31 protein-coding genes are annotated in these 23,572 nt (G+C 73.3%); 17 read left to right on the top strand and 14 right to left on the bottom strand.

Features of this window, described 5'->3' with window-relative positions:
* Positions 1-742 precede the first annotated feature (742 nt).
* Both thrS and BM314_RS22480 read left to right on the top strand, forming a co-directional pair.
* Positions 743-2,770 (top strand): threonine--tRNA ligase, encoded by a 2,028-nt coding sequence (gene thrS / locus BM314_RS22485; RefSeq protein ID WP_056523858.1) that lies wholly within the window; start codon positions 743-745, stop codon positions 2,768-2,770.
* A gap of 286 nt (positions 2,771-3,056) precedes the next feature.
* On the top strand, positions 3,057-4,067 hold the full coding sequence (locus BM314_RS22480) for a sensor domain-containing diguanylate cyclase (protein ID WP_091980292.1): 1,011 nt from the start codon (positions 3,057-3,059) through the stop codon (positions 4,065-4,067).
* A gap of 16 nt (positions 4,068-4,083) precedes the next feature.
* Here the strand turns inward: BM314_RS22480 and BM314_RS22475 are convergent, their stop codons facing one another.
* From BM314_RS22475 to BM314_RS22455, 5 genes are all read right to left on the bottom strand, one after another.
* A complete protein-coding gene (locus BM314_RS22475; protein WP_091980288.1) occupies positions 4,084-4,509 on the bottom strand; it encodes a hypothetical protein in 426 nt (141 codons plus the stop codon).
* A gap of 39 nt (positions 4,510-4,548) precedes the next feature.
* A complete protein-coding gene (locus BM314_RS22470) occupies positions 4,549-4,782 on the bottom strand; it encodes a DUF6894 family protein (RefSeq protein WP_026605249.1) in 234 nt (77 codons plus the stop codon).
* A 141-nt stretch (positions 4,783-4,923) separates the two neighbouring features.
* Positions 4,924-5,178 carry a hypothetical protein gene (locus BM314_RS22465; protein WP_020095183.1) on the bottom strand — a complete coding sequence of 85 codons (255 nt, stop codon included), beginning with the start codon at positions 5,176-5,178 and terminating at the stop codon, positions 4,924-4,926.
* Positions 5,179-5,230: 52 nt separating this feature from the next.
* Entirely contained in the window at positions 5,231-5,416 is a 186-nt protein-coding gene (locus BM314_RS22460) for a hypothetical protein (protein ID WP_012318898.1), read from the bottom strand.
* A gap of 33 nt (positions 5,417-5,449) precedes the next feature.
* On the bottom strand, positions 5,450-5,656 hold the full coding sequence (locus tag BM314_RS22455; RefSeq protein ID WP_026605250.1) for a hypothetical protein: 207 nt from the start codon (positions 5,654-5,656) through the stop codon (positions 5,450-5,452).
* Between the two features lie 318 nt (positions 5,657-5,974).
* Here BM314_RS22455 and BM314_RS22450 point away from each other — a divergent pair, with 318 nt between their 5' ends.
* From BM314_RS22450 to BM314_RS22430, 5 genes are all read left to right on the top strand, one after another.
* Complete coding sequence (locus BM314_RS22450; RefSeq protein WP_020095185.1) at positions 5,975-6,442, top strand: Ros/MucR family transcriptional regulator; 468 nt, start codon at positions 5,975-5,977, stop codon at positions 6,440-6,442.
* Between the two features lie 223 nt (positions 6,443-6,665).
* Complete coding sequence (locus BM314_RS22445) at positions 6,666-6,941, top strand: hypothetical protein (RefSeq protein ID WP_026605251.1); 276 nt, start codon at positions 6,666-6,668, stop codon at positions 6,939-6,941.
* An 85-nt stretch (positions 6,942-7,026) separates the two neighbouring features.
* Positions 7,027-7,401, top strand: a complete 375-nt coding sequence (locus BM314_RS22440) for a hypothetical protein (RefSeq protein WP_020095187.1) — start codon at positions 7,027-7,029, stop codon at positions 7,399-7,401.
* Between the two features lie 281 nt (positions 7,402-7,682).
* Positions 7,683-7,865 carry a hypothetical protein gene (locus BM314_RS22435; protein ID WP_020095188.1) on the top strand — a complete coding sequence of 61 codons (183 nt, stop codon included), beginning with the start codon at positions 7,683-7,685 and terminating at the stop codon, positions 7,863-7,865.
* Positions 7,866-7,993: 128 nt separating this feature from the next.
* Positions 7,994-8,407, top strand: coding sequence for a PilZ domain-containing protein (locus BM314_RS22430; protein WP_244540003.1), 414 nt, complete (start codon positions 7,994-7,996; stop codon positions 8,405-8,407).
* Positions 8,408-8,502: 95 nt separating this feature from the next.
* Here the strand turns inward: BM314_RS22430 and BM314_RS22425 are convergent, their stop codons facing one another.
* Entirely contained in the window at positions 8,503-8,694 is a 192-nt protein-coding gene (locus tag BM314_RS22425; protein WP_020095190.1) for a hypothetical protein, read from the bottom strand.
* Positions 8,695-8,818: 124 nt separating this feature from the next.
* On the opposite strand from BM314_RS22425, the gene BM314_RS22420 reads away from it, so the two are divergent.
* The 3 genes from BM314_RS22420 (at position 8,819) to BM314_RS22410 (ending at position 9,644) form a co-directional block, all read left to right on the top strand.
* Positions 8,819-8,998 (top strand): hypothetical protein, encoded by a 180-nt coding sequence (locus tag BM314_RS22420; RefSeq protein ID WP_091980286.1) that lies wholly within the window; start codon positions 8,819-8,821, stop codon positions 8,996-8,998.
* A 99-nt stretch (positions 8,999-9,097) separates the two neighbouring features.
* On the top strand, positions 9,098-9,319 hold the full coding sequence (locus tag BM314_RS22415) for a hypothetical protein (RefSeq protein ID WP_091980283.1): 222 nt from the start codon (positions 9,098-9,100) through the stop codon (positions 9,317-9,319).
* An 82-nt stretch (positions 9,320-9,401) separates the two neighbouring features.
* Complete coding sequence (locus tag BM314_RS22410) at positions 9,402-9,644, top strand: hypothetical protein (protein ID WP_020095193.1); 243 nt, start codon at positions 9,402-9,404, stop codon at positions 9,642-9,644.
* 51 nt (positions 9,645-9,695) lie between these two features.
* On the opposite strand, the gene BM314_RS22405 is transcribed toward BM314_RS22410, so the two are convergent.
* Positions 9,696-9,947 carry a hypothetical protein gene (locus BM314_RS22405; RefSeq protein WP_056523875.1) on the bottom strand — a complete coding sequence of 84 codons (252 nt, stop codon included), beginning with the start codon at positions 9,945-9,947 and terminating at the stop codon, positions 9,696-9,698.
* 436 nt (positions 9,948-10,383) lie between these two features.
* Here BM314_RS22405 and BM314_RS22400 point away from each other — a divergent pair, with 436 nt between their 5' ends.
* Positions 10,384-10,611 (top strand): hypothetical protein, encoded by a 228-nt coding sequence (locus tag BM314_RS22400; RefSeq protein ID WP_091925947.1) that lies wholly within the window; start codon positions 10,384-10,386, stop codon positions 10,609-10,611.
* A 27-nt stretch (positions 10,612-10,638) separates the two neighbouring features.
* On the opposite strand, the gene BM314_RS22395 is transcribed toward BM314_RS22400, so the two are convergent.
* From BM314_RS22395 to BM314_RS22385, 3 genes are all read right to left on the bottom strand, one after another.
* Entirely contained in the window at positions 10,639-10,995 is a 357-nt protein-coding gene (locus BM314_RS22395; RefSeq protein WP_091980280.1) for a hypothetical protein, read from the bottom strand.
* Between the two features lie 162 nt (positions 10,996-11,157).
* Positions 11,158-11,406 carry a hypothetical protein gene (locus tag BM314_RS22390; protein WP_020095196.1) on the bottom strand — a complete coding sequence of 83 codons (249 nt, stop codon included), beginning with the start codon at positions 11,404-11,406 and terminating at the stop codon, positions 11,158-11,160.
* 79 nt (positions 11,407-11,485) lie between these two features.
* Positions 11,486-12,508, bottom strand: a complete 1,023-nt coding sequence (locus BM314_RS22385; RefSeq protein WP_091980278.1) for a hypothetical protein — start codon at positions 12,506-12,508, stop codon at positions 11,486-11,488.
* Positions 12,509-12,711: 203 nt separating this feature from the next.
* Here BM314_RS22385 and BM314_RS22380 point away from each other — a divergent pair, with 203 nt between their 5' ends.
* The 4 genes from BM314_RS22380 to BM314_RS22365 all read left to right on the top strand — a co-directional run bounded on the left by BM314_RS22380 (position 12,712) and on the right by BM314_RS22365 (position 16,201).
* Entirely contained in the window at positions 12,712-14,760 is a 2,049-nt protein-coding gene (locus BM314_RS22380) for an OmpA family protein (RefSeq protein ID WP_244540002.1), read from the top strand.
* 97 nt (positions 14,761-14,857) lie between these two features.
* Complete coding sequence (locus tag BM314_RS22375) at positions 14,858-15,127, top strand: hypothetical protein (RefSeq protein WP_091682552.1); 270 nt, start codon at positions 14,858-14,860, stop codon at positions 15,125-15,127.
* Positions 15,128-15,211: 84 nt separating this feature from the next.
* The gene (locus BM314_RS22370; RefSeq protein ID WP_020095200.1) at positions 15,212-15,412 is read left to right on the top strand and encodes a hypothetical protein; all 201 of its coding nucleotides are present in this window, start codon (positions 15,212-15,214) and stop codon (positions 15,410-15,412) included.
* 75 nt (positions 15,413-15,487) lie between these two features.
* A complete protein-coding gene (locus tag BM314_RS22365) occupies positions 15,488-16,201 on the top strand; it encodes a YidB family protein (RefSeq protein ID WP_091980273.1) in 714 nt (237 codons plus the stop codon).
* Between the two features lie 308 nt (positions 16,202-16,509).
* Here the strand turns inward: BM314_RS22365 and fabF are convergent, their stop codons facing one another.
* The 4 genes from fabF to fabD all read right to left on the bottom strand — a co-directional run bounded on the left by fabF (position 16,510) and on the right by fabD (position 20,239).
* Positions 16,510-17,772 (bottom strand): beta-ketoacyl-ACP synthase II, encoded by a 1,263-nt coding sequence (gene fabF, locus BM314_RS22360; RefSeq protein ID WP_020095202.1) that lies wholly within the window; start codon positions 17,770-17,772, stop codon positions 16,510-16,512.
* Between the two features lie 182 nt (positions 17,773-17,954).
* Positions 17,955-18,194 (bottom strand): acyl carrier protein, encoded by a 240-nt coding sequence (locus tag BM314_RS22355; RefSeq protein ID WP_007559070.1) that lies wholly within the window; start codon positions 18,192-18,194, stop codon positions 17,955-17,957.
* 332 nt (positions 18,195-18,526) lie between these two features.
* Entirely contained in the window at positions 18,527-19,264 is a 738-nt protein-coding gene (fabG, locus tag BM314_RS22350) for a 3-oxoacyl-[acyl-carrier-protein] reductase (protein WP_020095203.1), read from the bottom strand.
* Between the two features lie 30 nt (positions 19,265-19,294).
* Positions 19,295-20,239 (bottom strand): ACP S-malonyltransferase, encoded by a 945-nt coding sequence (fabD, locus tag BM314_RS22345; RefSeq protein ID WP_091682547.1) that lies wholly within the window; start codon positions 20,237-20,239, stop codon positions 19,295-19,297.
* 303 nt (positions 20,240-20,542) lie between these two features.
* Here fabD and rpoZ point away from each other — a divergent pair, with 303 nt between their 5' ends.
* Positions 20,543-20,953: a DNA-directed RNA polymerase subunit omega gene (gene rpoZ, locus BM314_RS22340; RefSeq protein ID WP_010685409.1), complete on the top strand. Its 411-nt coding sequence runs from the start codon at positions 20,543-20,545 to the stop codon at positions 20,951-20,953.
* Positions 20,954-21,164: 211 nt separating this feature from the next.
* Positions 21,165-23,438 (top strand): RelA/SpoT family protein, encoded by a 2,274-nt coding sequence (locus BM314_RS22335; protein ID WP_091682570.1) that lies wholly within the window; start codon positions 21,165-21,167, stop codon positions 23,436-23,438.
* Positions 23,439-23,572 lie beyond the last annotated feature (134 nt).

Raw genomic sequence — 23,572 nt, 5'->3', positions numbered from 1 at the left:
CTATTTTGTGCTTCCTGACCGCACCTGTCCGCGGCGGCCCGGGAGCGATCCCGGGCCGTCCTTCGGGGGCCCGCCCGGTGGCTGACCGTGCGGGTCCGGGGACGGGGCGGCGCCCGCGTCGGTGGCTCTCAGCCGCCATCGCCCCGGGCGACGGACCGGTGCGGGGCGTGCCTCGGATGCGGGCGTGAGACCGGGCGGCACTCTGCCCGGCGGGGTGAGGAAATGCCCCCGCGCCGACCCGCCTCTGGGCCGACCCTGAGCGACCTGCGGACCCGCCCACTACGAGGCGGGGGACGGCTGGAAGGCCACGGCGCCGATGCGGGTTCCGGAGGTGCGGGCACGGCGTGCGAGTACGGCGTGCCTGCACCTCGACAGAGACCGCTAACGGGGAGTCGCAGGACCGGGACGTCGGAGACGCCGCGACGAGAAAGACGGCAGCGGCCGGGGACCATGCCCGGTCGATGCCGCGGGGCGCCGCGGGGATCGGATCCCGCGCGTACTTGGCCGACACCTGGGTTCCCGCGGCGTCCCGCGTCCCTCGTGCTCGCCTCCCGGGCCATGCCCCCGGCGCCACGCGCGCGCGGGGACGATCGCGCGCACCCGAACGGCGGACGAAGGGCAGGGATGCGTGGAGTTGCGCCGCAGCGTTGTTCCCTCGCCCGAGAAATCGGTCTACACGGCCGCTCCCTCGAAACCGCTTACCTGCCCCGTATGCAGGACTGAGCCCGGAGACGCTCGTACCATGCCGATTCTCACCTTCCCCGACGGCAACACGCGGGAGATCGCCGCCGGCACGACCGGCCGGGCCGTGGTCGAGGGCATCGCCAAGTCGCTGGCCAAGCGCACCGTCGCCATGGCGCTCGACGGCACGGTCGCCGACCTCGACGACCCGATCGACCGCGATGCCCGCATCGAGTTCCTGGACCGCACCGACCCGCGCAGCCTGGAGCTGATCCGGCACGACTGCGCGCACGTACTCGCCGAGGCCGTGCAGGCGCTCTGGCCGGAGACGCAGGTCACGATCGGCCCGGTGATCGAGAACGGCTTCTACTACGACTTCCATCGCGAGACCCCGTTCACGCCCGAGGACTTCCCGAAGATCGAGGCGAAGATGCGCGAGATCATCGCGCGCGATGCGCCCTTCACGAAGGAAGTCTGGACGCGCGAGGACGTGCGGGCGCTGTTCGCCGGCAAGGGCGAGGGCTTCAAGGTCGAGCTGGTCGACGCGATCCCGCCGGGCGAAGACCTGAAGATCTACCGCCAGGGCGATTGGTTCGACCTCTGCCGCGGCCCGCACATGACCTCGACGGCCAAGGTCGGCACCGCCTTCAAGCTGATGAAGGTCGCGGGGGCCTACTGGCGCGGCGACTCGAACAACCCGATGCTGACCCGCATCTACGGAACGGCCTGGGCGAACCAGGCCGATCTCGACGATTACCTGCACCGGCTGGAGGAGGCCGAGCGCCGCGACCACCGACGGCTCGGCCGCGAGATGGACCTGTTCCACTTCCAGGAGGAGGGGCCGGGCGTCGTCTTCTGGCACGCCAAGGGCTGGACGATCTTCCAGGAGCTGATCGCCTACATGCGCCGGCGCCTGCGCGGCGACTACGCCGAGGTGAACGCCCCGCAGATCCTCGACAAGGCCCTGTGGGAGACCTCCGGCCACTGGGGCTGGTACCGGGAGAACATGTTCGCCGCGCAGTCCGCGGGCGAGGAGGCCGAGGACAAGCGCTGGTTCGCCCTCAAGCCGATGAACTGCCCGGGCCACGTGCAGATCTTCAAGCACGGCTTGAAATCCTACCGCGACCTGCCCCTGCGCATGGCCGAGTTCGGGATCGTCCACCGCTACGAGCCGTCCGGCGCCATGCACGGGCTGATGCGCGTGCGCGGCTTCACGCAGGACGACGCCCACGTCTTCTGCACCGAGGACCAGCTCGCCGACGAGTGCCTGAAGATCAACGACCTGATCCTCTCGACCTACGCGGATTTCGGCTTCGACCAGATCGTCGTGAAGCTCTCGACCCGGCCCGAGAAGCGCGTCGGCTCCGACGCCCTCTGGGACCACGCCGAGGACGTGATGACCCGCGTGCTGGCGCAGATCGAGGAGCAGTCGGCCGGCCGGATCAAGACGGCGGTCAACCCGGGGGAGGGCGCGTTCTACGGGCCCAAATTCGAGTACGTGCTGCGCGACGCCATCGGCCGCGACTGGCAGTGCGGGACCACGCAGGTGGACTTCAACCTGCCCGAGCGGTTCGGCGCCTTCTACATCGACGCCGACGGCGCCCGGAAGCCGCCCGTGATGGTCCACCGGGCGATCTGCGGCTCGATGGAGCGCTTCACCGGCATCCTGATCGAGCACTTCGCCGGGCACTTCCCCCTGTGGCTGGCGCCGGTCCAGGTGGTGGTGGCGACGATCACCGGCGAGGCCGATCCCTACGCCCGGGACGTCATCCGCACCCTGGAGCGCGCCGGCCTGCGGGTCGAGGCGGATCTGCGCAACGAGAAGATCAACTACAAGGTCCGCGAGCATTCGCTGGCCAAGGTGCCGGTGCTGCTGGCGCTCGGCCGCCGCGAGGCGGAGGAGCGCACGGTCTCGATCCGGCGGCTCGGCAGCCAGCAGACCCGCACGCTGCCGCTGAGCGAGGCCGTGGCGGCCTTCGTGGAGGAGGCGACCGCGCCCGACATCCGCCGCGCCGAGGCCGTCGCCGCGACGGTCCCGACCAGCGACACGGTGCTCGACGGCCATCACGGCCCGCACGACGCGCCCTGACGCGCCCTGACGCGCCGCCGATAGACGTCGTCCCGGGACCGTGCGGCGGCACCCGGGACGGCGGCGCGGCTCGACCGGGCGGACCCGTCGACCGACAGAGTTCGCGCGCCGCGATCACCACCTCAACTTGCGGATGGTCAATCTCCGCGAAGATCGCTCAACGCGCACGACTTTCGTCAAGGTTGGCGAAAGGAATCCCATTCTATGAAGACCGGAGACTAATTTCCGAGCCGGCACGTTCCGGCGATCGCCCGACGACGCTGTCGGGCGTTTCGGGGGACCGGCCATGGCGGCGGAGGCGGGCAGGGCGGCGACGAGGCTGGCGCGGCGCCACCGGCAGGCGGCCTGCGCCCGGCGCCAGGACGGGCTCGGCCGCGGGCGCAAGCTCGGACCCGGCATCGTCCAGGCGCTGGACTCGCTGCCGCACGGCCTGTGCCTGTTCGATTCCGCCGACCGGCTGCTGTTCGTGAGCGACGGGTTCCGGCGCCTGTTCGGCCCGCCCGCGAACCGGATCCGGCCCGGCATGCATGCCCGGGCGGTGGGCGCGGCGAGCGCCGCGGGGGCGGTCCCGGCCGACCGGGATCCCTGCGGCCTCTGGGCGGCGCGGCGGCGGCTCCTCGCCCGGGGCGCGACCGACGCCGTGGTCCAGACGCTCGCGGACGGGCGCCAGGTCGCGGTCACGCTGCACCCGCAGGCCGGCGGCGGCTGGACCGCCCTGTGGGAGGACGTGACCGAGCGCCGCCGGGCGGAGTCGCTCCTGCGCTACATGGCCCACCACGACCCGCTGACCGGCCTGCCGAACCGCCACCTGTTCGCGGCCCGGCTCGACCGGACCCTGGCCGACCTCGACGGCGCGCCCTGCGCGCTGCTGTGCCTCGACCTCGACGGCTTCAAGCCGGTGAACGACCGCCACGGGCACGCGGTGGGCGACGCGCTCCTGCGACACCTGGCCGAGCGCCTGCGGGCGGCGCTCGGCGCGGGGGATTGCGCCGCGCGGCTCGGGGGCGACGAGTTCACCATCCTGCTCGGCGACGCGGCGCCGGCGCCGGCCCTCGGCTTCGCCCTGCGCCTCCAGGCGCGCCTCGCCGAGCCGTACGATCTCGGGACCGGATCGCCGATCCGCATCGGCGCGGCGATCGGCGTGGCCTGCGCGCCCCTGCACGCCACCCGGCCTGAGGCCCTGGTGGAGCGGGCGGACGCGGCGATGTACGCGGCCAAGCGCCTCGGCCACCCCTACCTGTGGGACGACGCGCTGGATCTCGGGCCGGTCGGTCCGGGCGGCGCGGTTCCGGCCTGAGGCGGCCGGGACGGTCTCAGCGCGCCTTCTCGTGCTCCGCGAGGCCCACGGCCCTGTAATCGTAGGTCGGGAAGAACTCGGTCCGGTACGCGCCCCAGGCGGTGTCCTCCAGGACGCGGTTGACCTCGCGCAGGCGGGAGGCGGGCAGCCGCAGGACGATGATCTGCCCGATCCCCATGACGACGTTCCACGAGACGACCTCGATGCCCGGCGGCGGGAAGGCCTTGTAGAAGCCCTGCTTGGCGAGTTGCGCGTTCAGCTCCGCCAGCGGTCGGGACTGGTCGTGGCGCAGGAAGACCGTCAGCAGCACGGCGTTGTCGGCCGTCGCCGCGGCGGATCCCGTGGGCGGGGGCGGCGCGGTCTGCGCCCCTGCCGGTCCGGCGGCGACGAGCAGCACGAGCGCCGCCGCGAGCGGGCCGGTCAGACCTGTTGAGCGTCGCATGCGATCTCCCGCTTTCCCGACCCGCGCGCGGCCGGGCCGTCAGCCGCCCTCGACATCGTAGGAGAGCCGCAGGCGCAGGCGGACCGCGCCCTGCTCGTCGCGCACGGCGAGCACGTAATCCTGCCGCTCCATCGGATCGGTCAAGCCCTGCGCGAGCCGCGTCAGGATGCGCACCGCCTGCGCCCGCGCCGCGGCGAGATCCGGAAGATCGAAGCCGTCGCGGTCGCGAACCAAGTTGGCGCCGTCGTGGAGGTCGATGAAATAGCGGGGCACGGATGCGAGCTCGGCGAGCGCCGGAGCTCGCAAGGATCAGTCTCCGCTGTTTCTACGTAGTTTCCGGAGGGCCGCAATCGGAGGTCGCCCGTGTCGCACCCCCAGACGCGGCCGGATGTAAGCCGGGACCCGCGGGCCGCATCAGCCCCCCAGCAGGCTCTCGGCGAAATCGTCCGGAACGGTCCCGAACTGGCCGAGGATCGTGACGCCCTCGAGTTCCCCGGTCTCGTCGTCGGCCACGACCCTGAGGGCCGCCGCGCCCGGCATGCGGGCGGCCAGCGCCTCCGCCTTCTTGAGGGCGCCGAACTCGCTCTGCGCGGGCTCCTGACGGGCCGGCCTCAGGCGATTCCGGTGCAGCTCGAACGGCTGCACGAGGTAGGTGGTCTTCAGGGCCATTCCGGCCTCCTCGGCGCGGCGCGCGGTGGCGAACGGACCGCGGCGCGGTCCACTACAGGCTGCGGGTGGTCACCCCGAGGGCGAGCAGGGCGTAGGCGCCGATGAAGAACCATTGCCGGTGCGCCACGACGGTTTTTCCGACCATCGGGATGCGCGTGTAGAGGCTGGCGACGGCGAGGCCGATCAGCACGGCCGACACCAGGAACGTGAGCAGGCGCGGGGCGGAGAGCGTGGGCATACCCCATGCTCCGCCGGTACGCTTACCGAACCGTTACCGGTCGAGCCCGGGCACGAGGGGGCGGTACGCCGTCAACGGGCCCTGCGTTCCGGGAAGCAGGCCGACCTCGGCGAGCCACAGGACCATGATCGCTCCGGCCAGGAGCGTCGCGAGCGAGGCCAGCCGCCCGGTCCACCGCCGCAGCACGAACATGGCGACCACGACGGCCAGCAGGGCGATGAGGAGGGCGAGCATCAGCATGGCCGCGCCATGCCACGACCGGGGCGCCGCGTCACCGCGGATGACGGCGGAACGGCCCATCGGCCGGCCCGGGCCGACTTCAAGTCCGCCAGATGCACGTTCTGGTCGTTCTGCAGAGCGGAAACTCTACCGCAGTCGATAGGCCGACTCGGACGGCGCCCGGAAATACTCCGCCGGAAATCGCCAGAAATGGCCGGCCGATCTCCGCGGCGGGCACCCCGATCATGCACCGGAAGCGGCCCGCCAACGGTTTTGTAACTTGCATTCAGTGCTCAAAAGTAGCAGATCCCGGGCGAGGGGCACACCAGGAATCTTACAGTGTCAGAAGAAACCACAGGGCCCAACTCCAACTTCATCGAGCTGGCGGGCGATATCGTCGCCGCCTACGTGTCGAACAATCCGGTGCCGGCCGCGGAGCTTCCGGCCCTGATCGCGCGCGTGCACGGCGCGATCAGCGGGCTCGTCACCGGGACTCTGACGGCGGAGATCGGGGCGGTTCCGCAGGCCGAGGTCGAGAAGCCGAGCGCGGCCCAGATTCGCAAGTCGGTCCGGCACGACGGGATCGTCAGCTTCATCGATGGCAAGACCTACAAGACGCTGAAGCGCCACCTGACCAGCCACGGCCTGGATCCGCGCAGCTACCGCGACCGCTACGGCCTGCCGGCGGACTATCCGATGGTCGCGCCGAGCTACGCCGAGCAGCGCTCCGCCCTCGCCAAGGCGATCGGCCTGGGCCAGCCCGGCGCCATGGCCGAGCGCGAGCGCAAGGGCCGCAAGGCCGCCTGAGGATGACGACCTCCGGGGGCGCCCCGCTCGGCGGGGCCCCCTCGTAACGAAGCGCCGCGGAGCCCGGCGCCTCGTGCCGCCGCGCGGCCCGGAACCGCGCCGAGACCGTTGCATCGTCGCCACACACGTCCAGGACATCGCGGGACACGGACAAGCTGCCACACTCTGCACAAAGCTGATGCGCACGCCGGGGCCCGAGGATGCTACCGAAGGGGTCGGCGAGATGAAGCGAGAGCAGACGATGACGAGTTCGGTCGTGCCGTTCCCGGCGCATATCGCGCCCGCGGTCGTGGACGAGGACACCGCGTCGATCATCGCCGTGCTGCAGGATCAGCTGGCCCTGGCCCGCGAGGGTCGCCTACGCTCGGTGGCGGTCGTCTCCGTCTCGGCCGATGGCGAGGCGGTCGGCACGCAATGGTCGTGCAAGGGCTCCGATATCAGCAACCTGATCGGCAAGCTGACCGTCCTGACCCACGACCTGATGGCCGCCCGGAAGTGACCGGCCGAATCTGACGGGGCGGGCGCGGCCGCCCGGTGCGGCGTTCCGGAGACGGCTCCGGCATCGGCCAGAAGGAATGCCCCGGATGACTCGCGCCCTGCTGTTCGCCGCCCTCCTGGGAACGGCGGTCGTGCCGGGCACCGCCCGGGCTGCCGAGGAGGCAGACGACACCAAGCGCGCGGAGACGATCCGGGGTCTCGTGCGGATCGTCGGCGCGCAGGCCGGCATCGTCCTGCACTGCCGCAAGCTCTACACCATCGACGACACGGTGTCCGAGGGCCTGTCCCGCACGGTCCGCCGAGCCCTCGACGCCGGCCTCGGCCACCAGCGTGCCCGGAACGCCATCGCCGAGGAGGGCCGGCGGGTCGCGGACGAGATCGCCGCGGTCGGACCGGAGCAATGGTGCGCCGACCAGCGCGACCTGCTCAACACGGACGGCGTCCGCGTCTTCATCGACTGACCGCGCCGGATCCCGTCCCGGCGGGGCACTCCCCGCGGCCGGCCGGTCGATGCCCCTCGTGAAGGGCAGCCCTGGCCGCGCGCGACTTCAGTCCTGTGCGAATCAGATGAGAGCGTCATTCCGGCCGCTGTTCCGCAGTGCAGAACAGATGAACACCTTGTTCACCGCGCTCTCGTCTGTCATGTTTCGACGACGGACGAGACTGAACAGATCAAGCCGGTCGCACTCGTCCGTTTACAAGAGCCCTCAAGGGCCGCGAGACCGGCGCATAGGGAAACGCCATGTCTCGATCGATCCTGCTGGCCCTCGCTCTCGTCGTCTGCGGGGCCGCCGTGACGCTGTTCGCCTTCCTGCGCGCGCCCCAGTCGAGGGAGTTCGCCGGGTGGGATGCGGCCTTCATGGGCGGCATCGGGGCCGTCGCGCTGGGCTTTCTCACCACCCTCGTCGAGGTCGTGACCGAGTAGGTCGATCCTGAGGCCAGTCACACGCGCCGAGCGGACCGACCGAGGCCGTCTCCGTCCCTGCGGATCCGTCGCCCCGGTCGCTCCGCGGGCGTCGGTGCTCCGCGCATCCGGCCTCCGGCCGAGCGCGCATGAAGAGCGCAGAATTCACAGGGACGGCAGCTTCCCGACAATTCGAGGCATTTCGCAAACCGCCCTTGAACCCGGGTGACCGATCCTGTCGGGCAGAGGTTCTCGAGGCGGTGATGTTCGAACGACGCAGCGCTCCACGCACGCTTCTCAACGAGACCGGCAGCATCTCGGTCGACGAGCATCGAAGCTTGCCGTGCATCGTCTACGACCGGTCGGCCGGCGGCGTGCGGGTCGCGCTCCCGGATGCCGAGATCGTTCCGGACAGCTTCATCCTCAGCATCGATGCGAGCAGCGAGATCCTCGTCTGCCGCGCCATCTGGCGCAAGGCGGAGGAGATCGGCGCCACGACCGACATCCCCGAGACGGCGCGGTCGGGCCGCGCGAACCTCTGGCGCGAACTCGAGGCGACCTGACAGGCGCCTGCCTCGGGTCGGCCGGCGCTCGGCGCGGCCAGAGTGTCGTCGGCAGGGTCGGGGGCGGCGGGGCTCCCGGCGCGCGCCGACGCGCGTCACTCCCAGTCGATGTTGAGCGAGCGCTCGAAGGCGGCCGCGGAGAGTTCCTTGCCCTTCGGATCGGCGACCGTGATCTCACGGAAGCCGCGCCGGGCCAGCTCCCAGGTCTTCTCCATCGCCTGCTCGTCCGTCCCGCAGGCGAACGTCATGACGCGCCCGGACGGATCAATCCCCTTGACGGTGAACACACCACTCTCCCTGCTCGCACCTCCCATATAGAGCCGCGATCCGCGTCGCGCCTCCCGCCATCGTGACGGAGCCCCGGGACCCGCACACGCCCCGTCGCGTTGGCTGCAGGCAGGGAGAGACCGCATGACGCGCGAGACCGCAGACCCGACGAGCCGCGGCCCGGACGCGCGCGAGGCGGACGAGCCTCCGGCGGAGCGCGTCAAGGCGACGCCGGCCACGATCCCGACCGAGGATCCCGAGGTCGGCCTCGCGCAGAAGGGCAGCGGGGAAGAGGCGATCGTCCGGCGCGAGACGGAGATCTGACCGGTCGCGCCGACGCGCGGGCGATCCCTGGACGCCGGTCCATGTGCGATGCACAAACGGGCCGGCCGCACCCGGATGGCGGCCGACAGGAGACCACGCATGACACAGTGCATGGCACAGTCGTCGGGCCACGAGGTCCCGACCCAGATCCGCGACGTCGCCGGGACCGGTCTCGCGCAGGCCCGGACGGCCTTCGGAAGCGTCGTCGGAGCGGCGCGCCGCGCCCCCGACACGGTCCGCACGAAAGTGGTGCGAGGGCAGGATGCGGCCCGGGAAGCGGCGGCCGCCGCTCGCGACGCTGCCGGGGCGGCGTCGCACTGAGCGGGAGAGCCGAGCGGCCTCTGGGCGGGTGGCCGGCGGCCCTTCGCGGCGCTGCCGGCCGTGTTCGGACGCGGAGTTGGAGATGATGTACGGGGAGGTTGGTCGCCTGGCGGATGAGAGCCTGCGGCTGGGCCTGAGACAGGCCGAGAACGCCGTCCTGCTCGCGATGGCGGCGCAGTATGCGTGGGCGGATCTGTGGTTCGAGGGGTACCGCGCGGCGGGGACCGCCCTCAGCACCGCGCGGGATCAGCGGGCGCGGACGCGGCGCCTGATCCGTCGCGGCGTGGAACCGTCGGTGGCCGCGCAGGAATTGCACATCGTCTGAGCGTCGGCCGGAGACGGAGCCGCCCGGGGCGCTCCGTCTCCGGCAGCCGGCTCAGCGGCTCGCCTCGACGGCGGCCTGGACGATCGGCCGGCCGAGGGACGAGACCGTCCGATTGACGGTCGCCGGCGCGGCGACGGGCTGGGGCGTGGTGGTCAGATCGTGGATCGCGCGGATCTGCTGGGCGGGCCGGGCCTGATCGCGATAGAGCGGCGGCGTCAGGTGCAGGCGGTCGTCGGCGGCGGCGAGGCCCGTGAAGGCCGCCGAGGTGAGCGCGGCCGACGCGAGGATGAGGATCGTGCGCATGGTGCGTCTCCGGTTCGATCGCGGTGTCGACCGCGGGATGCGATCGACCAGCGCATGAGACCACGGATTTGTGCGTCGCGGCATGCGTTTTTCGCATTGCACCATATCGCCAGGACGGCACGGTATTGCAGTGTTTCCCGGGAATTCTCAGCCGTGAATTCAGGCACCGATCCCGCGCGCCATGCATTCGATGCAAATGAACTAAACTTCCACCGACGCGTTCTCAAATCAAACTTGAGGAGCGGGTGATTTGTTTTTCGCGCGCGCCCCCGAACCGATCGAAACCGCCGGGCGAGCGCGCGCGTTGCTGGCGTCGCGGCCCGTGGCGCGAATCGGAGACCGCGGCGCCAGATCCGCGTCACACAGGCACGCACACAGGCACGGTAGAACGCCCACATCCCGCCGAAGCACCCTGCGAAGCACCACGAGAGCGCCGATGACGCCCTCCGACCTCGACAGACGAGCCGAACTGACCATCTGGCCCAAGGGCACACCGGCCCGCGCCGCGGAGGGGCGGCCGTTCGCGACCCTGCGCGAGGCCCTCGCCGTCGCGATCGCGGCGATGGAATCCGGCGAGGCCCAACCCTGGATCATCACCGAGGCCGGCGACATCCTCTCGCCGCGCTGGATCCAGGCGAATTCCCGAGCGCGGGCGCCGCACTAGCCGGCGCCGCGCCGGGGGCGGATCGGATCAGCAGCCGATGCAGATGTCGCGGACCACGTGCTGGTGACGCTGGCCGGTGCGCTGGTTCGGGAGCTGCCCGTCGATCGACGAGAGCCCGCTGCCCAGGCCCCGGAACCGGCGCTCGACCGCCGGAACGGAGGCCGCCCTGACCGGAGCGGGCGGCTCCGCGGCCGCGGCGGGGGTCGGTGCCGCCGTCGGAGCGGGCGCGGGCGCCCCGTTGGCCATGCCGGGATCGGGCAGGGTCAGGGCCATGCCCGGCACCGGCGGGACCTGCGCGAACTCGCCCGCGCGCCCCGGCAGGGGCGCGACGACCAGAAGCGCGACGGCCGGGATCGCGACGACGCGCCGGTTCAGCGGATGCATCACACTCTCCTGCCTCGGGAGCCGGCACGCCACGGACCCCGTGCCTCTGGGCCATCGCCGGATCGGCGCCCGCTCCGATGACGGATCGGGGCCGGCCCCGGTTGTGCGCGGCGGAGCGGGGCGCCGCCACTCATCCATTCGGCGGAGCGTGCGCCGGGCGGCTCAGTAGGCCCGACCGTAGAAGGGCTGCGAGACCGGGCGATAGCGGTCGCTCACCGGCCACGTATAGGGCTGCTCCTTGCCGGTGCGCAGGTCCGAGCGGAATTTCGGCTCGTTGAAGCCGATCCCGTGCAGGCCGGCCGTGCCCTTGGCGCCGTGGGCCTTCGGCCCGGCATCGCGCGCCAGGGCAGCGCCCGAGACGCCGATCACGAGAGCGGCCGCGAGCGAGACGCGGCCCAGCATGACGTTCATCTCTGTCTCCTGTCCCGGCCGAGGTGCCGGCACAGAAGGAACGGCAGCGGTTCGGCGCGGTTCCGGCCCCTGAGGCCGCTCAGAACCCCTGGCCGAGGCAGGCTTCGGCGAAGGGCCCGCCGCAGAGGTCGCCGGTCCGGACCGGCGCGGCCGCCGCGCCGCCGATGCCGGCACCGCCGATCGCCCCGCCGCCGGTCGGCAGGGTGCGGGCCGCCTGGGCGGGATCGTCCGCGGGCAGCCCGGGCGTCCCGGGGATCCCGGCGCCACCCGGGCCGGCGCCGCCCGTCCCGGAAACCGTCGCGGCCGTGGCCCCGCTCGCGGCCGTTCCGGTCCCGAGCCCGAACAGTCCGAACAGCCCGAACAGACCGCCGGGGGACAGGGTGGCGCCCGTCGCGCCGATGCCCGACGCGGCCACGCCGCTGCCGAGACCGGCCGACGCGACGCCGGACGAGCCGGTCGCGAGCGAGGAGCCGAGGCTTCCGGCAGCGTTGAGGCCCGTGCCGACACCTACTCCAACGCCTGCGCCGGCACCTGCGCCGACACCTGCGCCGACACCTGCGCCGAGGCCGGCTCCCGAGAGCCCGGTGCCCAGGCCGGGGGACAGGCCCGACCCGCCTCCGAGACCGCCCGTTCCGAGGGTCGGTGTCAGGAGGCTCCCCGCGGTCGAGCCCAGGCCCGTGCGGGACGCGCCGCTGAGGCCGCTGCGGGCACCGGCGGCGCCGATCGTCCCGCCGGTCCCGAGGGTCGTGCCGGTGACGCCGGCACCGCCGGTCGCGGTGGATCCCAGGCCGCCGAGCTGGCCCGCCCCGCCCGAACCGGCGGTCGTGGCGCCGAGCGTCGTCCCGGCCGAGAGGCCTCCCGACGCGCCGATGCGGCCGCCGCCACCGCCGCCGCCCCCGCCGAAGCTCAGCTGGCCGGCATTCACGAGGCCGCCGGTCTGCGCCGAGACGGTCGGGAACGGCCCGGTGGTGGAACTGCCGCCGAGGCTCAGCTGGCCCGGATTGGCGACGGGGGTGATCGGCTCAAGCGATGCCGACAGGCTCTGGGCCCCGGCCGGAACGGCGATCGCCGGCAGCAGGGCGGCGGCGAGGATGGATCGCATGGCACGCTCCTCAGCGGGGGACGGGGTCTGGCTCGGAAACCGGAGGGCGTCCGGCCGGTTCCGGCGGCGCGGGGACGCGGCGCGGCGCTGACTCGTGGGAGAAAGGAGGCCGCCGGCCTTCATGCTGCCGGAAAGACGGTGTGCTCTCGGCACCGGATCCGCCTGCCCCCCCCACGTCCCGACCCGCGCCCGAACCTGCGACCGTGCCGTTGCCCGAAACTCTCGCCCAAGGCCTGCGCGGCGCCGGCTGGCTCGCCGGCCTCCCGGCCCTCGCGCTGATCTGGGCGAGCGCGACCCTCTACGCCGCCCCGCGGATCGCCGACGGCCTCGCGGCGGAGGGCGCGGCGATCGCCGCCGGCACGGCCACCGCCACCGGCGAGCCGTGGCTGCGCCTGGAGGCCGTCGGGCGCGACCTCGTGGCCGCCGGCGAGGCGCCGGACGTCGCCGAGCGCGCCACCGTGCTGTCCCGCCTCGCGGCCCTCGACGGCCCGCGCCGCATCGTCTCCGAACTCGGCATCGTGGAGACCGCCGCGCCCTTCCAGTGGGCGGCGATCCGCACGGGTCAGAACCGGATCGCCCTCGAAGGCAGCCGCCCGGTGGAGATCGGCCGGCGGGCCCTGGAGGCGCGGATCGCCGGCGCCCTCGATCCCGGCACCGCCCTCGACGACACCGCCCGGGCCGCCCGGGGCGCGCCGCCGGATTTCGCCGGCGCGGCCGCGTTCCTGGCGGCCCGGCTCTCCGGCCTCGCCAAAGGCGGGCGGGCGGCGCTCAGCGACACCGTGCTCAGCCTGTCGGGCGAGGCCCTCGACGTGCCGGCCTACGAGGCCCTGCGGGCCGCCCTGTCGGACCCGCCGGAGGGGTTCAGCGTCGGGCGGGTCGAGATCCTGCCCCCGAAGGTGACCGCGTACCGGTTCGCCGTGGAGAAATCGGGCCGGGGCATCGTCCTCGACGGCTTCGCCCCCTCGGCGGCCGACCGCGAGGCCGCCCTGCGCGCCGCCACCGAGGCCGCCGCGGGCGGCACCGTGGAGGACCGGCTCCTGGCCGCCCGGGGGCTCGACCCGGCGATCGACCCGAAGAGCCTCATCGCCTTCGCGTTCAAGCTCGCCGAGCTGATCCAGTTCGGGCAGGTCGTGTTCCGGGACGGGGCGGTCTCGGTGACCGGCGACGCCATCGACGGGCAGGCGCTCCCCGACGCCGAGGCGCTGATGCGCGACGGCCGGCCCGCCGGCGTGGCGGCCGGGCGGGTGGCGCTCACGGCGCGGCCGCTCTCGCCCTACCGGGTGGCGATCCGCCGGACCGCCGACGCCGTGACCCTCACCGGCCACCTGCCGGACGCCGCGACCCGGGAGCGGGTACTGGCCGCCCTGCGCCCGCGCCTGTTCCGGGAGCCGGTCATCGACCGCACCCGCCTCGCCGACGGCGCCCCGCCGGATCTCGGGGACGCGCTGGCCGCCGCCGCCCCGCTGGTGACGAACCTCGCGGACGGGACCGTCGCGGTCTCGGACCGCGCCGTGACGCTCACCGGCGAGAGCCTCTACCGGGAGGGCGCCGCGCGCACCCCCGACCGGCTCGCCGAGGCGCTGCCCCCCGGCTGGACCGGGCAGGCCCATGTCACGGCCCGGGACGCGGCGGAGCGGCGCGATCCCGCGACCTGCCGCGCCGACGTCTCCGCCGCCCTGGCAGGGGCGGATCTGCACTTCCCCGCGGGCGGCGCCGTGCTGACCCCCGCCTTCTACCCGACCCTGGACGCGCTCGCCGCCCTGGCGAAGACCTGCCCGTCGCTGCGCGTCGCGGTCTCCGGCCCCGCCGACCCGGCGAAGCCGCCGGCGACCCCGGCCGCCGGACCGGCGCCGGGGGAGGGCGCGGCCGCCGCCGAGCCGGCCCGGGTCGCCGACGCCGCCAAGCCGGAGGTCGCCGCCAAGCCGGCGGCGTCCGCGCAGCCGGCCCCGGCAGGCAAGGGAGCCGCGCCGCACGCGGCCAGGGACGCGGCGAAGGACCGGGGCAAGGACCTGAACAAGGACCGGGGCAAGGCCGAGACCGGCAAGGCGGGCGCGGCCAAGAAGGAGCCGGCCGCGTCCGGCAAGGCCGCGAAGAAGACCGCCGAGGCCCCCGACGAGCCGCCGCCCGATCTGCCGCGCCTGCGCGCCCAGGCGGTGGTGGAGTACCTCCTCCAGGCCGGAGCCCGGCCGGAGCAGGTCACGGCCGGGCCGGACGGGCCGGCCGGCCCCGTCGTCTTCGCGCTGCTGCCGTGAGGGAGATCCGCTCCGCCGCGCGCCCGCCAGCCGGGCCGCGCCCATCCGCGCGCCCGGCCGCGCGCCACCATCGCGCCCGCAGGGAGGCCGGACGGCCGTGACGCTGCTGCTCGCCGGATTCTGGCCCGGGCTCGCCGGTGCGGCCGCGCTCGGCCTCGTGGTCGGCGCGCTGGTCGGCTGGCCGGACCGCCTCGCCGCCTCGCTAGGCCTCTGCGTGGTCGCGGGGCTCGTGGCCGCGGCGGCGATCGCCGGGTTCGTGCCCGGGCTGCCCGGCCTGTGGCTCGACGGCGCGGCCCTGATGCTGCCGGCCTACTGCGCGGCCTGCCTGCTCGGGGCGCTGGGACGCCGCCTCGCCGGCCGGACCTGACGGCGCGGGAACCTCTCCGCCCCCCGACGGCGTTTTTCCGGCAGAAAGGGCCCCAGGGCCCGCCCCGAACCCGGAGAGGCCGCGATGCCCAGGACCGTCGACCGTCCCCATCCCGCGCGACGCCGCGCCGTTCGCCTGCCGCGCCCCCGCGCCGGCGCCGCCGCCACCGGCCTGTTCCTGGCCGGACTGATCCTCTCGGCCGCGACGGTGCCGCTGGTCGAGCCCGCCGACGCCACGACCGGTGGCGGCACCGCGCAGGCGGCGCTCGCGACACCGGCCCGCTGAGCGAGGCAACCCGCGCCCGCCCCGGAATGTTGTTCGCCCGGGCCCGTCCGGCCCGAGCCTAGGGGGGAGACGCGCATGGGACTGCTCGAATCGGCGATCGGCGGCGTGCTCGGTCAGGTGTTCGGCGGGCAGAAGCAGGGGTCCGGGGGCATGTCGCCCTTGGTCAAGGCACTCCTGATGCTCCTGCTGGCCAAGGGCGCCAGCGGCGGCTTCGGCGACATCTTCGGCCGCGGGCGCCAGGGCGAGCCCGGCCCCGAGGCCGACCGCTCCGGCGGCGCCGGACCCTACGGGCGCGATCCCGGCCAGCACCCCGCCGATGCCGGCGGGCGCCGTCCTCCGGAAGAGGGCGACGATATCGGCGGCTGGGACCAGTATGGCGGCCGCCGCGACGGCGGCCCGGGCGGGCCGTCGGACCCGTCCCTGCCGCCCGGCGACTTCTCGGACCTCTCCGGCATGCTCGACGGCCCCGGCGACGCCCCGCCGCCGAGCCGCGCCGCCCCGGACGGGCAGGGGGATCTCGGCGGCCTCGACGGGCTGGTCGACCGGTTCCGCCAGGGCGGCCTCGGCGACGTGATCGAGTCCTGGATCGGCCACGGCACCAACCGCCCGGTGGCCCCGGACCAGCTCGCCCGGGCGCTCGGCCCCGACACGGTGGACACCCTCCAGCAGCAGACCGGGATGGACCGCGAGACCCTGCTGTCGCAGCTCGCCCAGGCGCTGCCGGAGGTGGTGCACACGCTCACGCCGCAGGGGCGGGTGCCGGGCGAGGCGGAGCGGCGGGGATGGTAGCCGAGCACGGGGTCAGGGGCCGCGCGGCGCGCCCGCCGCGGATCCCGATCACGACGGCATCCTGAAGGGCCCGGGCGCCGCGCGCGCTCGAAGACGCCCGCCGTCGCGGATGCCGCGCGGGAGGTCAGGATCTCGGTGCGCGCGGGCTCTCGCCCGCAGCGCGCACGGATCCGGACCCAGCGACGCGGGTTTCGGGAGCAGCCTCGGCGGGCACGATCGCCCGTTCGGAGGCCGCATTCCGCATGTCGGACGGAAGTCGGAGCGTCGGGACGAGGTGCGGCCGGTGTCGCGGTCGGACGGCGACGCGCCTACGCGACCCGCCGCATCACCAGCGACGCGTTCGTCCCGCCGAACCCGAAGGAGTTCGACAGCACCACGTCGACCTGCTTGCGCTTGGCCTCGAACGGCACGAGGTCGATCTTGGTCTGGACGGAGGGGTTGTCGAGGTTGAGCGTCGGCGGGATGACGTTGTCGCGCAGGACGAGGATGGAAAAAATCGCCTCGACCGAGCCGGCGGCGCCCAGCAGGTGGCCGACCGAGCTCTTGGTGGACGACATGGTCGCGTTCGCGGCGGCGTCGCCCAGGAGGCGCTCCACGGCCTTCAGCTCCAGCTCGTCGCCCATGGGCGTCGAGGTGCCGTGGGCGTTGATGTAGCCGATCTCGGACGGCGCGATCCCGGCGCGCTTCACCGCGGCGGTCATGCAGCGGAAGGCGCCGTCGCCGTCCGGGGAGGGGGAGGTGATGTGGTAGGCGTCGCCCGAGAGGCCGTAGCCCACCACCTCGGCGTAGATCTTCGCGCCGCGGGCCTTTGCGTGCTCGTACTCCTCCAGCACCACGATGCCGGCGCCCTCGCCCATGAGGAAGCCGTCGCGGTCGCGGTCGTAGGGGCGGGAGGCCTTCTCGGGCGTGTCGTTGAAGCCCGTGGTGAGCGCCCGGCAGGCCGAGAAGCCCGCGATCGACAGGCGGTTCACCGGCGACTCGGCGCCGCCCGCCACCATCACGTCGGCGTCGCCGAGCGCGATCAGGCGGCTCGCGTCGCCGATCGCGTGGGCGCCCGTTGAGCAGGCCGTCACCACGGCGTTGTTCGGGCCCTTGAGGCCGTGAGCGATCGAGACTTGGCCGGAGGCGAGGTTGATGATCCGGCCCGGGATGAAGAACGGCGAGATCCGGCGCGGGCCCTTCTCGTGCAGGGTCACGGAGGCGTCGTAGATGCCGCCGATGCCGCCGATGCCGGAGCCGATCAGCACCCCGGTGGCGCACTGGTCCTCGTGGCTCTTCGGCGCCCAGCCGGCATCCTTCAGGGCCTCGTCGGCCGCCGCCATCGCGTAGACGATGAACGGGTCGACCTTGCGCTGCTCCTTCACCTCCATCACGAGGTCGGGGTTGAAGGTGCCGTCGGTGCCGTCGCCGAACGGGACCTGCGCGGCGATCCGGCAGGGCAGGTCGGCGGATTCGAAGCCGCGGATCGGGCCGGCGCCGCTGTCGCCCGCGATCAGCCGGCTCCAGGTGTGCTCCACCCCGCTGCCCAGCGGCGTGACCATCCCCAGACCCGTGACCACCACCCGCCGCATGTGCCCTGTCCCGTCTTGAGGCGCCGTCCCGCCGGCACCGCCGCGGTCGCGCATCGTCCTAACTCGCTCGGAGGCAGAATCGGTCCCCGCGGGCCCCGTCACGACTCCGAGCCTTGAAACGCATAACGGCGCGGGGGCTGTTTCGCCTCACCCGCGCCGCGTCAAACCCGGTCCCCCGCGCCTCAGGCGGCGGAGTTCTTCTCCAGGAACTTCACGGCGTCGCCGACCGTCTGGATGGTCTCGGCAGCGTCGTCCGGGATCTCGACGTTGAATTCCTCCTCGAAGGCCATGACCAGCTCGACCGTGTCGAGGCTGTCGGCACCGAGGTCGTCGATGAAGTTGGCGCTCTCGACCACCTTCTCGGGCTCGACGCCCAGGTGCTCGACGACGATCTTCTTCACGCGCTCAGCGATATCGCTCATCGGTCTTCCGTCCTCGTCCTTCTGGTCTGTCAGTCTTCTCGGGGTGGTGCCGTGGCCGCGTCGCGCCCCTGCGGGCTTGTTGTGACGGGCCGGTGTCCGATCGCGCGTGCTTCTGAGGTGAACCGGCGCGTGAGCCGGGACGCCCCCGCCGGAGGGCCTTGGACTGAAAACCCGCTGAACCGTCAACCCCCTGTACGGCTGCGGGGCGTGGTAGCACAGGGTTCCAGCCCTGGCGAGGGCCCGTTCAGAAAGCCTTCATGGGTGTGGCACTTGCGTGTCGGCGGGGGTGATTCGCGCGCCGTTCCCGCCGGTCGGGAACCGGTATACGCGCCCTAGTACATGGCCATCCCGCCGTTCACGTGCAGCGTGTGGCCGGTGACGTAGCCCGCCTCCGCGGAGGCGAGGTAGAGGCAGGCCGCCGCGACCTCCGACCCCTCGCCGAGCCGCCCGGCGGGCACGCGGGCGAGGATGCCCTCGCGCTGCTTCTCGTTGAGGGCGTCGGTCATGGGCGAGCTGATGAAGCCCGGCGCGATGCAGTTGACGGTGATTCCCCGCGAGGCGACCTCGGCGGCGAGCGCCTTGGTCATGCCCACGAGGCCGGCCTTGGCGGCGGCGTAGTTGCCCTGGCCGGGATTGCCGGTGCTGCCGACCACCGAGCCGATGTTGACGATCCGCCCGGAGCGGCGGCGCATCATGCCCTTCACGGCGGCCCGCGACAGGCGGAAGGCGGCCGTGAGGTTGACGGCGATCACCTGCTCCCACTCCTCGTCCTTCATCCGCATGAAGAGGTTGTCGCGGGTGATGCCGGCATTGTTCACGAGGATGTCCAGCGGGCCGATCGCGGCCTCGGCGGCCGGGACGAGGCCCTCGACCGAGTCCTTGTCGGACAGGTCGGCCGCGACGGGGCTCGCGCGCTCGCCGAGCTCGGCGGCGAGCGCCTCCAGGGCCGCGGGCCGCGTGCCCGAGAGCGCCACGGTGGCGCCCTGCGCGTGCAGGGCCCGGGCGATCGCCTGGCCGAGGCCGCCGGTCGCGCCGGTGACGAGGGCCTTGCGGCCGGTGAGATCGAACATGCGGGACTCCGTCGGATCAGAGCGCGCGGGTCAGAGCGCGAAGGCGGCGACGTCGGCGGGGGTGCCGATTGCGGCGGCGCTCGCCTGGGGGGCGACGCGCTTGACGAGGCCGGTCAGCACCTTCCCGGCGCCGAGCTCGTAGAACCGGTCGACGCCGGAGGCCGCCATGGCGGCGACGCTCTCGCGCCAACGCACGGTGCCGGTGACCTGCTCGACCAGGGCCGCGCGGATCGCCTCCGGATCGGTGACCGGGGCGGCCGCGACGTTGGCGTAGAGGGTGACGCGCGGGGCCGCCAGCGCGACCTCGGCGAGCGCCCGGGCCATGGCCTCGGCGGCCGGGGCCATCAGGCGGCAGTGGAACGGCGCCGAGACGTTGAGCATCACGGCGCGCTTGATCCCGCGGCCGGTGGCGATGCCGACGGCGCGCTCCACGGCCGCGCGGTCGCCGGAGAGCACCACCTGGCCGCCGCCGTTGTCGTTGGCGACGTCGCAGACCGCGCCGTCGCCGGCCTCGTCGGCCGCCGCCTCGGCGACGGACCGGGCGGCCTCGAGATCGGTGCCGATCAGCGCCGCCATGGCGCCGGCGCCCGGTGCGACGGCCGCCTGCATGGCCTCGCCGCGCAGGCGCAGCAGCCTGGCGGCGTCCGCGACGGTCAGGCTGCCGGCGGCCGCGAGCGCGGCGTACTCGCCGAGCGAGTGGCCGGCCACGCAGGCGACGTCGCGCCCGAGGTCGAGGCCGCGCTCGGCCTCCAGCACGCGCAGCACCGCGAGGCTCGCCGCCATCAGGGCCGGCTGGGCGTTGGTCGTGAGGGTCAGCGCCTCGACCGGCCCCTCGAACATCAGCCGCGACAGGTTCTCGCCCAGGGCGGCGTCGACCTCGTCGAGCACGGCCCGGGCCTGCGGGAAGGCCTCGGCGAGGTCCCGCGCCATGCCGACCGCCTGGCTGCCCTGGCCCGGAAAGATGAGTGCGCGCATGTTGCGTCCTGGTCGCCGGCGCCGCGCGGCGCGCGAACGCCGCCCGTGTCGGCCGAAACTCTGGAATGGCGCGCGCACTCGCACCCGCGGCGCTGGGTGTCAACAATGCGCCGCACCATGATGCCGCAGCGACGCGGTCCTCCGGCCCCTCGGCGTCCGGCCCGACCGGACCGGCACGCGCGCCGGGTTCGCGCCGGACGCGCGCCCCGCGCAACCCGCTGTGCTTGTTGCACAACGGCATCCGGTGTAGAGTGGCGCCATACCCGACATCACCCGTCGCTCAAGCCCAAGGAGCCGCCCCGCATGGCGCGCGTCACCGTCGAAGACTGCATCGAGAAGGTCGAGAACCGCTTCGAGCTGGTGCTGCTGGCGAGCCACCGGGCCCGCCTCCTGGCCGCCGGCGCCCCGCTGACCATCGACCGCGACCGCGACAAGAACCCGGTCGTGGCCCTGCGCGAGATCGGCGACGAGACGATCACGGCCGACGACCTCAAGGAGCAGCTGATCCACTCGATGCAGAAGTACGTCGAGGTGGACGAGCCCGAGGCCGAGACCGTGCCGCTGCTGTCGAGCTCGCCGGCCGCCGCCGCGGTGGCGCCGCAATCCTCCAGCGACGACGCGGCGGTCCAGTTCGACCGCATGAGCGAGGAGGACCTGCTGCGCGGCCTCGAGAACCTCGCCCCGCCGGTCGAGACCGACGACGAGGGCGAGTGAGCCTGGACACGTGGGCCTGGATGGGCGCGACCTGACAGAGACCGGACCCGGCGGAGACGCCGGGTTCTCTCGTTCCGTGGCCGGCCCGCCGGCGTCCGGCGCGGCCCCGCCGCCGGGGGCTGGCGCCGTCCCGGCGGTTGCGGTTGCGGAACAATCGCGCGTGATCCAGACCCCGCGCACGACCCCGGACGCGCCGGCCCCGTCCCGGCGGATGATGCGCCAGTACGAGCTCGTCGAGCGGGTCAAGCGCTACAACCCGGCCGCCGACGAGGCGCTGCTCAACCGCGCCTACGTGTACGCCATGCAGGCGCACGGCACGCAGAAGCGCGCCTCCGGCGACCCGTTCTTCGCCCATCCCCTCGAGGTGGCGGCGATCCTCACGGACCTCCACCTCGACGACGCCACCATCGTGGCCGCGGTGCTGCACGACACCGTCGAGGACACCGAGGCGACGCTCGAGGAGATCCGCCGGCTGTTCGGGCCGGAGATCGGCGCCCTGGTCGACGGCCTGACCAAGCTCAAGCGCCTCGACCTCGTCTCCAAGCAGGCCGCGCAGGGCGAGAACTTCCGCAAGCTGCTGCTCGCGGTCGCGGCGGATGTCCGCGTGCTGCTGGTCAAGCTCGCCGACCGCCTGCACAACATGCGGACCCTCCAGCACATGCGCGACGACAAGCGTCGCCGCATCGCGCAGGAGACCCTGGACATCTACGCGCCGCTCGCCGGCCGCATGGGCATGCAGGAGCTGCGCGAGGAGCTGGAGGACCTGGCCTTCCGCAACCTGGAGCCGGAGGTCTACGCCACCATCACCCAGCGCCTGACGCGGCTCTCCGCCAAGTCCGAGACCGTCGTCGAGACCATCGCGCAGGTGCTGACCGAGAAGCTCGGCGCGCAGGGGATCACCGCCGAGGTCAGCGGCCGGCAGAAGCGCCCGTTCTCGATCTGGTCGAAGATGGAGCGCAAGTCCGTCGCCTTCGAGCAGCTCTCCGACATCTTCGGCTTCCGCGTGGTCGTCGACACCGTGCAGGATTGCTACGCGGCGCTCGGCATCGTCCACACCAGCTGGCCGATGGTCCCAGGCCGGTACAAGGACTACGTCTCGACCCCGAAGCAGAACGATTACCGCTCGATCCACACCACGGTGATCGGGCCGAAGAGCCAGCGCGTCGAGCTGCAGATCCGCACCCGCGCCATGGACGACATCGCCGAGTACGGCATCGCCGCGCATGCCCACTACAAGGAGATCGGCACCGAGCTGGTGAAGGACCCGGCCCGCGCCGAGGGCAGCGTGCATCCGCGGCTCGCCGCGGAGAGCGGCGCCTACCAGTGGCTGCGCCGGACCATCGAGCTCCTCGCCGAGGGCGACAGCCCCGAGGAGTTCCTGGAGCACACCAAGCTGGAGCTGTTCCAGGACCAGGTGTTCTGCTTCACCCCGAAGGGCCGGCTGATCGCCCTTCCGCGCGGCGCGACGCCGATCGACTTCGCCTACGCGGTCCACACCGACGTCGGCAACACCGCGGTGGGCGCCAAGATCAACGGCCGGATGGCGCCGCTGCTGCACGAACTCGCCAACGGCGACGAGGTCGAGATCAGCCGCTCCGACGGGGCCTCGCCCCCGGCGGCCTGGGAATCCCTCGTGGTGACCGGCAAGGCCCGCGCGGCGATCCGGCGGGCGACCCGCACCGCCGTGCGGCGGCAATATGCCGGCCTCGGACGGCAGATCCTGGACCGGGCCTTCGAGCGCGCCGCCAAGACCTTCTCGGAGGACAAGCTCCGGGGCGCCCTGCCGCGGCTCGCCCGCGCGACGACCGAGGACGTGTTCGCCGCCGTGGGGCGGGGCGAGATGTTCTCGGGCGACGTCGTCCGCGCCGTCTATCCCGACCACCGCGACGAGCGCCGGCCCTCCGCCGCGCAGGGCGCCGCCAGCGGCGCCGGCCGGCTCGTGCGCTCCTCCGACCAGACCATGCGGCTGACCTTCCCGGGCGCCGAGGGCGGCAAGGAGGGCGGCAAGGAGGGGGAGGACGCGGATCGCAGCGACGCCATCCCGATCCGCGGCCTCGCGGGCGACCTGCCGGTCACCTTCGCGCCGAACGGCGGCGCGGTCCCGGGCGACCGGATCGTCGGCATCCTGACCCCCGGCGTCGGCGTGACGGTCTACCCGATCCAGTCGGCGGCACTCGCGGCCTTCGACAACGAGCCGGAGCGCTGGCTCGACGTCCGCTGGGACACGGAGGCGCTCGGCGGCGAGCGCTTCCCCGCCCGGCTGGCGCTCAAGTCGATCAACGAGCCCGGGGTGTTCGCCCAGATCGCCCAGGTGATCGCCGACCACGACGGCAACATCGACAACATCTCGATGAAGCGGCGAACCCAGGACTTCACCGACATCACCATCGACCTGTCGGTCTGGGATCTCCAGCATCTCAACGCGATCATCGCCGAACTGCGCGGCAAGCGCCCGGTCAACAGCGTCGAGCGCGTGAACGGCTGAGGTCGAGGGGCGGGGCGCGCGGCGCATCTGAGGTTTACAGGATCAACTTACGTAAACCACCGTTTTCACGACGAAGCCCTGTCGTGGTCAATTAATCCGCCCCGAGAGTTCAGCTTTTCACGACCGCACAATCC

The organism is Methylobacterium sp. 13MFTsu3.1M2, from assembly GCF_900112625.1.
GTDB lineage: Bacteria > Pseudomonadota > Alphaproteobacteria > Rhizobiales > Beijerinckiaceae > Methylobacterium.
Note: the sequence above shows the minus strand (reverse complement) of the source record. Positions and strands in the feature narration are given on the sequence as shown.